Source organism: Rohdeia mirabilis (genome assembly GCA_007750655.1).
Classification (GTDB): domain Bacteria; phylum Planctomycetota; class UBA1135; order UBA1135.
Map to the genome: position 1 here is coordinate 4,559,392 of CP036290.1, position 12,035 is coordinate 4,571,426.

The 12,035-nt window shown below is 70.2% G+C and carries 9 protein-coding genes; 2 read left to right on the plus strand and 7 right to left on the minus strand.

The window, feature by feature from the left end; all coding sequences use genetic code 11:
- Positions 1-69: 69 nt before the first annotated feature.
- The 6 genes from Pla163_RS16955 to Pla163_RS16980 all read right to left on the minus strand — a co-directional run bounded on the left by Pla163_RS16955 (position 70) and on the right by Pla163_RS16980 (position 7,701).
- Positions 70-1,944: a YgiQ family radical SAM protein gene (locus tag Pla163_RS16955; RefSeq protein WP_145191350.1), complete on the minus strand. Its 1,875-nt coding sequence runs from the start codon at positions 1,942-1,944 to the stop codon at positions 70-72.
- A gap of 136 nt (positions 1,945-2,080) precedes the next feature.
- Positions 2,081-3,574 (minus strand): hypothetical protein, encoded by a 1,494-nt coding sequence (locus Pla163_RS16960; RefSeq protein WP_145191352.1) that lies wholly within the window; start codon positions 3,572-3,574, stop codon positions 2,081-2,083.
- Between the two features lie 259 nt (positions 3,575-3,833).
- The gene (locus Pla163_RS16965) at positions 3,834-5,054 is read right to left on the minus strand and encodes an aminotransferase class V-fold PLP-dependent enzyme (RefSeq protein ID WP_145191355.1); all 1,221 of its coding nucleotides are present in this window, start codon (positions 5,052-5,054) and stop codon (positions 3,834-3,836) included.
- Positions 5,051-6,016 carry a glycosyltransferase family 2 protein gene (locus Pla163_RS16970; protein ID WP_145191358.1) on the minus strand — a complete coding sequence of 322 codons (966 nt, stop codon included), beginning with the start codon at positions 6,014-6,016 and terminating at the stop codon, positions 5,051-5,053. The genes Pla163_RS16965 and Pla163_RS16970 overlap by 4 nt, the downstream gene beginning before the upstream one ends.
- Positions 6,017-6,074: 58 nt before the next feature.
- A complete protein-coding gene (locus Pla163_RS16975) occupies positions 6,075-6,410 on the minus strand; it encodes a phosphotyrosine protein phosphatase (RefSeq protein ID WP_145191361.1) in 336 nt (111 codons plus the stop codon).
- 28 nt (positions 6,411-6,438) lie between these two features.
- Positions 6,439-7,701, minus strand: a complete 1,263-nt coding sequence (locus Pla163_RS16980; protein WP_145191364.1) for an A/G-specific adenine glycosylase — start codon at positions 7,699-7,701, stop codon at positions 6,439-6,441.
- Between the two features lie 285 nt (positions 7,702-7,986).
- Here Pla163_RS16980 and Pla163_RS16985 point away from each other — a divergent pair, with 285 nt between their 5' ends.
- Positions 7,987-10,227, plus strand: coding sequence for a S8 family peptidase (locus tag Pla163_RS16985; RefSeq protein ID WP_145191367.1), 2,241 nt, complete (start codon positions 7,987-7,989; stop codon positions 10,225-10,227).
- Between the two features lie 103 nt (positions 10,228-10,330).
- Here Pla163_RS16985 and Pla163_RS16990 read toward each other — a convergent pair whose 3' ends face one another.
- The gene (locus Pla163_RS16990; protein ID WP_145191370.1) at positions 10,331-11,200 is read right to left on the minus strand and encodes a hypothetical protein; all 870 of its coding nucleotides are present in this window, start codon (positions 11,198-11,200) and stop codon (positions 10,331-10,333) included.
- Positions 11,201-11,382: 182 nt separating this feature from the next.
- On the opposite strand from Pla163_RS16990, the gene Pla163_RS16995 reads away from it, so the two are divergent.
- Positions 11,383-12,030, plus strand: a complete 648-nt coding sequence (locus Pla163_RS16995) for a DUF1579 family protein (RefSeq protein WP_145191373.1) — start codon at positions 11,383-11,385, stop codon at positions 12,028-12,030.
- Positions 12,031-12,035: the final 5 nt, after the last annotated feature.

Genomic DNA, 12,035 nt, shown 5'->3' on the forward strand with positions numbered 1-12,035 from the left:
CGTCCGGACTCCGGATGGATCCGGAGAGGGGCGCCGCTCACCTCGTGGATCCTCGGTGAGACCGACCCCTCAGCCCGCCACGTCCAGATCCGCCGACTCGGGCGGGCGACTCGCCTTGCCGCGGCCCTTGCGCTTGCCGGGGCCGGCCTTGCCGCGCTTGATCTCGCGCTCGAGGGCCTGACGGAACGCGGGGATCAGGTCGCCGCGGCCCGCTTCGTCGAGCGCGCGGATGACGATGCCGGCGTTGTCCGGGTCCTTCCAACGCACGAGCGCCTTCTGCTGCTTGCGCTCGGCCATCGTGCGCGGGACGTAGACCTCTTCCAGCGTGATCGGGTCCTGTCCGGCCACGAACTGCACCATGCCGCGCGTCATCGGCAGGGGCAGGAACTCCTGGGCCTGCTCGGGGCTGTAGTTGCGCTCGAACAGCTTCTCGAACAGCTCGACCGCGCGCTCGAGCGTCGTGCCCGGGTGGCCGACGATGAAGTAGTTCGCGAGGTACTGGTCGCGGCCGTTCTCGGCACAGGCGGCCTTGTACTCCTCCTCGAACTCCTCGTACTTCTCGAAGCCCGGCTTGTTCATCAGGCGCAGCACCTCGGGCGAGGCGTGCTCGGGCGCGAGCTTCATGCGACCCGGCACGTGGTCCTTCACCAGCGTGTCGTGCAGCGGCAGCGTCTCGCCCTTCTTGTTCTTGAGCATGTCGTAGCGCACGCCGCTCGACACGAACGCGTTCTTCACGCCGCTCGTGTTCTTCACGAGGCCCAAGAGGCGCCGATAGCCCTCGCTGGCCTTGTCGAGCCGCAACGCGGGACACGGGTCGGGCGTCAGACAGTCGCGATCGAGGCAGGCTTCGCCCTTCTCGAGCAGCTTGCAGCCCAGACCCCACATGTTCGCGGTGGGCCCGCCGACGTCGGTGATCGTGCCCTTGAAGTCGAAGCGCTCGCCGAGTTTGGCCGCCTCCTTCAGGATCGACGCCTCGCTGCGCCCCTGGATCGCACGGCCCTGGTGGAACGTGATCGAGCAGAACGAGCAGTCCGCGAAACAGCCGCGGTGGGTGTTGACCGAGAACTTGACGGGTTCGAGCGCGGGCACGCCTCCGGCCGCTTCGTGGTCCGGGTGCCAGGCGCGTTGGAACGGCAGGTCGTAGTACTCGTCGACCTCGTCCGGCGCGGCGGGCGGAACGGGCGGGTACTGCAGGACCCAGCGATTGCCGTGGGCCTGGGCGATGACGCGGCCGCTGGGCCGGTTCTCCTCGCGCACGGCCTGGAACAGCGGCACGAACAGCTTGTTGTCGGCGACGAGCTCTTCGTAGGACGGAACCACGCGCGCGTCGGCCGGGCACGCGCTCGCGATCTCGCACGACTGCGCCAGCCCGTGCAGGCTCTCGCCCTTCTCGCAGCGGCGGGTGATCTCGAGGCTCGTGCGCTCGCCCATCCCCCACACGAGCAGGTCGGCTTTGCAGTCGACGAGGATCGAGCGGCGGATCTTGTCGTCCCAGAAGTCGTAGTAGGCGAGGCGGCGCGGCCCCGCTTCCATGCCGCCGACGACGACGGGCACGCCCTTGAAGTGCTGACGCGCGCCGGCCGTGTAGGCGATCGTCGCGCGGTTCGGGCGACCGGGCAGACCGCCGGGCCGGTACACGTCGGTGCGGCGCTTGCGCTTCGCGGCCGTGTAGTTCGTGACCATCGAGTCGATGGTCCCGGCGGTCACACCGACCCACAGCTTCGGCGTCGGAAGGCGCTCCCAACCCGAACCGTCCGGCTCGAGCTCGGGCACGTCGAGGATGCCGACGCGATAGCCCTTGCTCTCGAGGTACCGCGCGATCGCCGCCGCGCCGAACGAGTAGTGGTCGACGTAGGCGTCGCCGGTGACGATCAGCACGTCGAGCGCGTCCCAGCCGAGCTGGGCCATCTCGGCGCGGGTGCGGGGGAGGAAGGGTGCGGCCATGGCGCCCGGCACGGTATCAGGCCCCGACCACCCCACGGCCGGCAGCGCGCCGGAACGCGAACCGGGGGAGCGCCCGCCATGGGCACTCCCCCGGTCGCTCACCGCGGCGCGCAGGCTCGCGGCGCTTCGGGCTCGTTCAGCCCTTGCGCATCTCGCCGAGCCACTCGACCAGCCGCTCGCGGAACGCGTCCATGGGCATGCCCAGGTGCTTCTCGAAGGTCAGCGTCGGGTTGTCGCCCTTGCCGACGCCCTTGAGGATCTCGATCAGGTCGGCGCGGCGCCCTTCGAAGAGGTAGGCGCTGATGGCGTAGGACGCGAGCAGGTCCTCGGCCGAGAAGTCGGCGGTCTTCTTGCCGATGACGGTGACCAGGTTGACCGGGTTGGAGCTGCGGCGCAGCAGCAGGCGCGCCTCGTCGAGCCAGTCCACCGACGGGTCGCGCAGACGCTCGCCGAGGCTCGGTCCGTCCTTCTCGCCGTAGTCGTCGGTCTGGATCCACAGGGTCAGGCGCGTGCCGCACAGCTGCGACGACAGGAACAGCCCGAGACCCGCACGCACCCAGCCCTTGTTGAGGTCGGCGCCGAAGACCTGCTCGAGGTAGTTGCCGACGCGCTGGTTCGCCGCCATGTCGTAGCGACCGGCGGCCTGGTTCGAAGCGATGCAGCAGATGTAGTTGCCGAACTGCGAGCCCGCGATCGTCGACTGGTACTGCGGATCGCCCTGGAACTCGGGGTGCCGCTGGTAGAACTGCAGACGCAGGTCCGGATCGGCGAGACCGTAGTAGCGGAACTGCACGCCCTGCTGGGCGAACGGGTCGGGGATGCCGAACATCTGCGTGAGCATGTCCGGCGCCTGGTGGAAGATCTCGAGGACGCGCTGGCCCTCTTCCGGCGTGCCGGTCGTGGCGACGAGCGCGCGCGGACACTCGATCACCGTGGTGAACGCGATGCCGGTGGCCTGGCCGCTGGGGTCCAGCTCCGCGCGCGTCCCGGTCGGCGAGTTCGCCTGGAGGTCCTTCATCAGACCCTCGCGCAGCAGGCGGTCGAACTTCGCGTCGACGACCTCGAAGATGCGCCACTCCTCGCGCTCCTCGTCCCACTTCTGTCCGGCGCGCTCGCGCAGGTCCTCGTTGTTCCAGTCGAGCATCGCGAGGTTCGCCAGCTCGGCGCGGCGCTCCTCCTTGTGACGCGCGGTGGCGTTCTCGGTCGGGAAGCACTCGTCGACGCGGTCGGCCAGGGCTTCGGCGGCCGCCTTGCGCTTCGCGGAGAGGTCGGCGAGCTCGTCGTCGCCCGCGCGGCTCTTCGGCTCCTTGTACTTCTTGAAGACCCACTCGTTCTTCTTCTTCGTGTACCCGAGCGCCTTGCGTGCGTCCTTGTTGTCCGTGTCGTAGGCGAGGATGCAGCGGTAGATCTGATCGCGCTCGACGTCGGCCTTGATGTCGTCGGCGAGCTCGGCCAGTTCGATCGCCTTCGCGAGGATCTCGGCCTGGACGGTCTTCAGGTTCTCGAGCGGTTCCTGGGCCGTGGCGGCAGCGGCGGCCGTGCTCGGTCCGAACGAGGCCAGGAGCGGCAACCCGGCGACGAGCGGCAGGGCCAGGGCGAAAGTGGCGGCGTGACGCGAGAGCGAAGTCATCGGGCGTGCGTTCGGCATGGAGGTGGGGTCGGCGCGGCCGGATCGTCCGGCCCCGGCGCGGGAGGGGCCCCATCGTAGAACGCGGCCGCCGAGGGCGCGAGTCGGGTCCGCGTCCGCGACCGGGACTACCCCGATGGCGCGCCAGGGTCACGGTGCGGGTGCCACTGCGGCGCATCGAACTCGGTGATGTGGATCGCCCTGGAAGCGACACATCCGACCGGCGCCGCCCGAGTTCGCGCCGATCGCGAAGTCGGTCCGCTCAGCGCTCCGCCAACCAGGCCGCGAGTTCGCGCGCGAGCAGCTCGTACTGCCCCGGTGCGTTGTAGGCCTGGCCGGACACGCGCAGGACGCGCTTCGGCGGCGCGGGCCAGGGACCGACGACGACTTCGATGCGGCGCGCGCCGAAACGGTCGTACAAGGGGTCGAGCCACGGTTCGCTCGGCGCCGGCTCGTCGTCCGCCACGTCGGGCAGCGGCACGGTCGCGATCGATCCGATCATCGACTCGGGCGCGGGCGCTTCGATGCCGAGCACCGCGCACAGCCGCTCGCGCGCGCCGAGCACGAGGCCCTTGTTGTGCGCGCGCAAGGCGTCGAAGCCGTCGCCGTCCGGACTGTCGAACAGACCGCCCAGCACGTCGATCGCGCGCGGAATGCACAGCCACGGGCTCGGATCGCACGTTCCCGTCCAGTCGGCCTCGAGGCGGAAGCGCGACCGATCCGTGCGCGTCGCGTTGCGGCCGTGACTCGTGACCAGCGGCGGCGTCGCGTCCTGCAGGTCGCGCCGCACGTGCAGGAACGCCGACCCCTTCGGCGTGCACAACCACTTGTGGCAGTTGCCCGTGTACCACCCCGCGCCGAGCGCCTGCAGGTCGAGCGGCAGCATGCCCGGCGCGTGCGCTCCGTCGACGAGCGTCTCGACGCCGTGTTCGCGCGCCAACGCCACCAGGCGCGCGATCGGCAGGACGAGGCCGGTCATGCTCGTGACGTGGTCGCAGACCAAGAGGCGCGTCCGTTCGGTGAACGCCGCCATCACGCGCTCGACGACGTCATCCTCGCTGGCGAGCGGGAACGGCACACGGACCTCGCGCACGCTCGCCCCCGCGCGCTCGGCCACGAAGCGCACCGCGTTGGCCGTCGCGTTGTACTCGTGGTTCGAGAGCACGATCTCGTCACCCGGCGCGAGCTCCATCCCGCGCAGCACCCAGTTCACGCCGGTCGTGGCGTTCGGAACGAGCACCAGGTCGTCCGGATCCGCACCGACGAACCGCGCGAGGTCCGCGCGCGCGCCGTCGAGCGCCGCTTCCAGTTCGCGCACGACGAAACGCACCGGCTGCGCCTCGAAACGAGCGCGCCATTCGTTCTGTTCCTCGAGCACGGCGCGCGGACAAGCGCCGAAGCTGCCGTGGTTCAGGAAGACCCAGTCCGGATCGAGCGTCCAGTGCCGCGCGTGGACGGATCCGGTGCGATCGGCACCGGTCACAGGCGCGACTTCTTCTCGACCAGGTCGGCGAGAAGTCCGACCGAAAGGACCTGCACCGCCGCCATGAACAGGAAGACGGTCTTGTCGCCCAGGTTCGGCGGATCCTCGATGAACAGGTCGTAGGCCAAGGACCCGCACAGCAGCAGGAACAGGAACCCGAAGGCCGGATAGAAGACCTTCAGCGGGTTGAAGTACATCACCGTGCGGATGATCAGCGCGGTGAAGCCGAGCGTGTCGCGGATCGGGCGGATCTTGCTGCGTCCTTCGCGGTGCGCGTAGTTGATGTCGATGTAGTCGACGCGGTGCGCATTCGTCAGAGACGCCAGCGTGATCGTCGTCGTGAACGAGAATCCGTCGGGCAGGATCGGTCGGTAGCGCAGCACGAGCTCGCGGCGGAACGCGCGCAGACCCGAGTTGAGGTCGGGGATGTGCGTCCCGGCCAGGAACGAGGCCAACGCGCGCAGGGTCGCCTTCGCCGGCCGCCGGATCAGCGGGATGTGGACGTCCGTCCCGCGCCGCGCGCCGACCACCATCTCGGCGCCGTCGTCGATGCGCGCGAGCAGGTCCGGGATGCGGTCCTCGGGATAGGTCCCGTCGGCGTCGGTGATCATCACGACGCGGTGGCGGGCGGCGGCGAACCCGCTCTTGAGCGACGCTCCGTAGCCGCGGTTCGCGTGGTGGTGCAGCACGCGCAGGACGGGGTGCGCGGCTTCGAGCGTCGCCAGCTTCTCCGCCGTGCCGTCGGTCGATCCGTCGTTCACGACCAGCACCTCGAGCGGCACGCCCAGGTTCAGGCCGGACAGGCGCTCGACCACCCCTTCGATCCCGTTCACCTCGTTGTAGGCGGGGACGATGACCGTCACGCCGGCCGCGGAGATGCGTTCGGGGGCGGGATCGAGCGCGCCGCGGGAGCTGGGCAGGTCGGCGGAGTCGGGACGGGGGGGGTCGAGCTCGGGGGTCATCTGCCGAGCAGGATAGTCGAGCAGTCGCCCGCGGAGCGAGGATCCCTCGGCGCGGACGTCACCGAAGATGCTGGCGCAGCCGCCGGCGCAGCAACTCGATCAGCTCGGGATCCAGCACCTCGAAGCGATCGGGGACCGACAGACAGACGACGCGCTTGCCGCGCAGGTGCGCCCGGAAGCGCCGCGAGAGCCGCGTCCGCTGGCCAGGCTCCATCACGAGGACGACGTCGGCCCATCGGATCAGATCGGGCGTCAGCGGCGTGTCCGAGTCCGCGTTCAGACCCGCCGAGAGAGCCTCGTACCCGGCGTCCGCGAACTCGGGATCGTTGGCCACGACGTGCGCGGCCGTGGGGCTGCGCTGGCGATTCTTCGAGCAGACGAAGAGCAGGTTCAACGGATCGATCGGCTCGTTGCGCTCCGACCTACCGCGACAGCGCGCGCCGCAGCACGTCGGACTCGTGGGCCACCTTCCGGGCCAGACCGGTCAACGGACGCCCCGCGAGGCTCGCGATCGGCAGCCAGAACAGGTCGGCGTCCTCGCCCACGGGCAGCGGCTTCCACAGGTCCGCGCGCAGGACGCGGGCTTCGATGCGGTGGCGCGTGATGCCGTGGCGCAGGCGGAAGAGCTCGTCGCCCGTCTCGAGACTCGCGTGCGGCCAGGCCGTCGGCCACAGGTGCGAACTCGCCACCTCGCGCGTCGGGAACTCGAACAGCCCGGCCATGCGTCCGGTGCTCGGGCGGCGGCGCAGCAGCACGCGATCGCGTCCCAGCGCCAGCGCGATCTCGAGTTCGACCTCGATCGCCGCGGGCCGCACGCGCGGACGCGGCAACTCGCTCTCGCGTCCGGCGGCGCGCGCGGCACAGCGCTTGGCCCAGGGACACACGAGGCATTTCGGGCGCTTGGGCGTGCAGAGCGTCGCGCCGAGCTCCATCAGCGCCTGGTTGAACGAACCGGGGCCGTCGGGCGCGCGCGGATCGCCCTGCGGCGCGTCGGGCGGCACGAGCTTGGACGCGAGCGCCCAGGTCGAGCGGCGCAGCGGCGAGGACCCGGCCGGATCCTCGAGCGCGAACATCCGCGCCAGCACGCGCTCGACGTTGCCGTCCACGAGCGGTTCGCTGAAGCCGTAGGCGATCGAGAGCACCGCGCCCGCCGTGTACGGACCGACGCCGGGCAGGTCGAGCGCTTCGTCGAGCCGCTGCGGGAAGCGCCCGCCGTACTCGGACGCGATCACGCGCGCCGCCTCGCGCAGGGCCACGGCGCGGCGGTAGTAGCCGAGCCCGCTCCAGGCCGCCATCAAGGCGTCGTCCTCCGCGCGCGCCAGGGCGTCGACGGTCGGGAAACGGCCTAGGAAGCGCGGCCAGTAGTCGAGGACGCGGCTGACCTGGGTCTGCTGCAGCATTGCCTCGCTGATCCAGATCGCGTACGGGTCGTTCGTACGGCGCCAGGGCAGGTCGCGCTTGTGCAGCGCGAACCAGGCGCACAGCTCCATCGCCATCAGTTGACGTTCGGCGAGGCCGGGCAGCGCGATCGCGTCGGCGTCGGAGCTCGGGTCGACGGAACCCCCGCCCGCAGCTTCGGAATCGGTCGCGGCGCGCTCGATGGCACGGTCGACTGCACGGTCGTCGGCGCTCTCACCGATCGCGCCTCTTTGCGCCCGTTCCTGCTCCGACTTCTCGCGCCCCATGGGGCGGGCATCCTACTCGCTGGCCCGCCCGCACCGACCTTCGACGCGCGCAACTCGGGCCGTGCGACCGACGTGGCGGCCGTCGGAAAACTCTTCTCGGACCGCACCCGCGCGCACGGGATAGGGTCGCGCACTCGCGGAGCCGCTGCACGGGGGAACGTGCGCGCTTCGACACATGTGGGCGGGAAGGGCCGAGCGCGAGCGGCACGCCCAGGACGTAGGACGACGATGACACGCACCGATCGTGGGGACGGGACCCGGGGCCCGCAGGGGGACGTTCGTCCCTTGGCCGAGGCTTCGGGAAGGCCCGTTCGCGCTGCGTCGCGCGCGCGCGTCCGTCCGCTCGCGGCCGCCGTGCTGGCCGTCGGGCTCGCCGCGCACGGGTCTTCGGCCCTCGCCGCCAGCGCGCCGCAACAGTCGCTCGAGCCGACCTACACCTACCAGGGCTCGACGCGCGCGCTGACGATCGACCCGACCGGGTTCGTGGTGCAGCACAGCTTCCCCGAGGCGCATCTGGTCGAGCTCGTGCTGGACAAGTTCGGCGTCGACGCCACCGTCACGCCCTGGCACGTGGCGGGCACGGCCTGGGTCGCGCTGCCGCCGTCGTTGCGGACGACGCGCGACGTGGTCGAGCTGGTGGACGCGATCGGTTGGGAGCAGGGCGTGACGTTCGCGAGCCCGCGCTTCGTCGACGCGCGCGGCGACGGACTGGTCGCGACGAAGGACCTGCTCGTGGCCTTCGAGCCGGGCGTGGGCGAGGTACTGGCCGAACAACTGCTCGTGCCCTACGGCGAGGTGCTCCAGCACGAACCCGCGGGCCTCGAGGACACGTACCTCGTGCGCACCGAGTTCGTGGACGGGTTCGGCGTGCTGGCCGCGGCGGAGGCTCTGGCGAGTCTGCCCGAGACGCGCTGGTGCGACCTCGACTTCCAGCTCGAGGTCCGCCTCGACCAGGTGCCGAACGATCCGCTCTATCCGAGCCAGTGGAGCCTGCGCAACACGGGCCAACTGGGTGGACCTGGTGGCTACGACCTCGACGCGCCCGCGGCCTGGGCGGTGACGACCGGCGTGGACACTGTGGTGGTCGGCGTGCTCGACGACGGCGTCCAGCAGGACCACCCGGACATCATGCAGGTGCCCGGCGTCGACTTCACCGGCAGCGGTTCGAACGGCGGTCCGGCCACGGCCTGCGATCGCCACGGCACCGCGGTCGCCGGGTGCATCGCGGCCGGGATGAACAACGGACTCGGCACGACGGGCGTCGCGCCGGGCGTGCGCGTCAAGAGTCTGAAGGTCTTCACGACGACGACCGTCTGCAACGGCCAGGGCGCCTTCCAGGTGAGCTGGTTCCTGAACGCGCTCGAGCACTGCCGGGTGAACGACGTGCGCGTCACGAACACGAGCCTCGGGTTCGCGCCGGTCACTTCGATCACCCAGAAGTTCGATTCGACCCGCGCGGCCGGCATCGTCCACTTCGCGTCGGCCGGCAACTCCGCGGGCGCGATCGGCTATCCGGCCGAGGTCGCGAGCGTGAACGCCGTCGGCTCGATCGACCCGGACGGCGATCGCTCGGCGTTCAGCTGCTTCGGCCCCGCGCTGGCGTTCGCGGGTCCGGGCCAGACCGTCTGGACCACCGACCGCACCGGTGCCGACGGGTTCGCGGGCGCGGACTACACGACCCTGAGCGGTACTTCGTTCGCCTCGCCGTTCGTGGCCGGCGTCGCGGCCCTGGTGTTGAGCGTCGATCCGGCGCTGACCGCGGCCGAGGTGGAGAGCGCGCTCGCCACCACCGCCATGGACCTCGGCCCGCTCGGTCGCGACGACGACTTCGGCTACGGCCTCGTGCAGGCGGGCGGCGCGGTGCAGTGGACCCAGAGCGGTCTGGCGGCCAAGTTCGCGCCCACCATTGCAGCGCTCGATCCGAGCGCGGTGCCGGTGCTCGCTCCGGACGCGAGCGGAACGCTGACCGTCCTCGGCACGAACCTGACCAACGTCTCGGGCGTGCGGCTGGGTGGCACCACGCTGCCGTACGCGGACGTGACGATCATCGACGACGGCCAGATCGACGTGCGCTACACGCGTCTGCCGAGCCTCGGTCTGGTGGACGTCGAGCTGATCCACGCGGGCGGCTCCGTGCTGTCCACGGTGAACTCGATCGTCGTCGCGAGCCCGACCATCGACCTGACCGACAGCGGCTCGGTGGGCCTCGATCGCTCGGCCGGCGTCGAGCTGTTCGTGGCCTCGTCGTCCTACGACTTCTACTACCTGATCGGTTCGCTCGTGCACCAGCCGACGCTCGTGCCGGGCATCATCGACAGCGACCTGGGCGGCGGCGACATGGCGCAGTTGCACCTGCTGGCCATGGGCTCGATCCCGCCCGATCTCGGCCACGCACGCCAGCTGGTGTCGATCCTGAACCTGCCCCTGGGCCTCGACCTGCACTTCCAGGCCGGCATCGTGGAGTTCGCCGCGCCCGCGCTGCCGCTGATCACGACGGGCGTGCAGTCGGGGACGATTCTGTACTGAGTGAGGCGGGACGGCGCGTACGGACGCGCCAACCGCGCTCTACCATGGAGCCCGCTGTCGCACGCCCAGCGTCCGATCAGCCGCGTGCCCGTGTGCTCCGTTCTCACTTCAACACGAGCCTCGAGCCTGGAACGAACTCGCAGGTGTCCAGGACTCCGTCGGTTCCGATGTCCGTGACATCGACCGTGTAATTCGTCTGAGGCGCCAGACCTGGGACGGGCGTCGTACCGTCGGGCCGGAACGAGACGAACCGGTACACGGTCCCGAGAGCGCTGGAGCGCGTCTCGAAGTTGTCGAGGTAGCCGGCGAGAGGCTGGACGGCGTCGCCACCGAAATAGGGCGTCAGCGTCCCTGCGTCGCAGTCGAGCATCGCGATCGCCAGTGGATAGTTGGTCAACACGACGAAATCGGTGGTGGAGTCCTCCGAGACGGCCATGTGTACGAACATGCCGCTCGAGCCACTCGTTTCGTCGTACACGCGCGTCGATCCGCGAATCTCGGGCGGAGTCAGGCTGTAGCTTCCGCGTTCCTTCGTCTCCGTGAGCGCCAGGCCGAATTCGATGCGCTCGACCCAGGAGCGAGCGTCGCGCGCGAGAGCCACATGGAGCACGCCATCGGTTCCGACCGCGGCCGCTGTCGGCGTCCCCGACAGCTGGTACGTCGCGCGTTCGGTCGCCTTCGGCAGGCCTCCGCCCGAGCTCCAGTGCCAAACGACGCGAACCGTGTCGCCGTCGCCTTCATGGACGGTGCCGATTAGGACGTCCCCGTCGGGCAGCGAGGCAGACATGCCCACGACGCTGATCGTCGGCCGATACGAGAAGGTCGGAGCGAAGGCGATCTCCGGCTCCGTCGGCCAGTCGGCGCGTGACGCCCTGTGCACGACCCCCGTGTTGCTCGCCGAAAGGAGGTAGCCCGCGAGCCCCATCAGCACGAGGAGCCCAGCCGCCACCATGAGAGCCTTGGACGTGTTCATTGCAGTCACTGGTGCCGAGTCGTTCCGCTCGAGCGTGCAGGCTACGCGCCCGCCCCTAGGGCAGGCTCGACGCTGTGAGGCCGGCCCAATCAGATTGCACCAACGGAACCGACCGAGGGGTCGCCAGGGGGCTCGAACGGCGGCAAACTGTCCGCCCTCCTCCCCCACGACCCACCGAGTCCATGAATCTCACCACCGCACTGCTCGCCGTTCCCGCCGCCCTCGCCATCGGCTTCGCCGCCGGCCGCACGGGCACCTTCGAAGCTCCCGCCGCCACCGCACCGCTCCAGGACCAGGACCAGGGCACGGTCGCCGCTCTCGACACGACTGGCCTCTACCAGCCGGGCGACTTCCACCGGATGCTCGACGTCTTCGTCGGCGACTGGAACGCCAAGGTCATGTTCTACGTGCCCGGCATGGACGAGCCGCAGGTCAACGAAGGCACGATGACCGGCTCGTGGATCATGGGCGGCCGCTTCCTGAAGCAGGCGTTCCAGATGCCGATGTCCGAGGACGAGACGTTCGAGGGCATGAGCCTGATGGGCTACAGCCCGGCCGAGCGCGTCTTCGAGTCGGTCTGGATCGACAACATGGTCGTCGACATGGCTTCGGGGGCGGGCTACGCGTCGCCGGACGGCATGCGCTTCACGATGCTGACGTCCGAGATCGATCCCGAGTCGATGGTCGTGCGCGAACTCGAGGAACGCATCTCGATCACGTCGAACTCCGCCTTCGACTACGAGCGCGTGGTCCTCTCGCCCGAAGGTGAGTCGCTCCAGATGCGCATCGAGTACACGCGCGTCGCGCCGACAACCGACGAAGGTCGCTGAGCCCG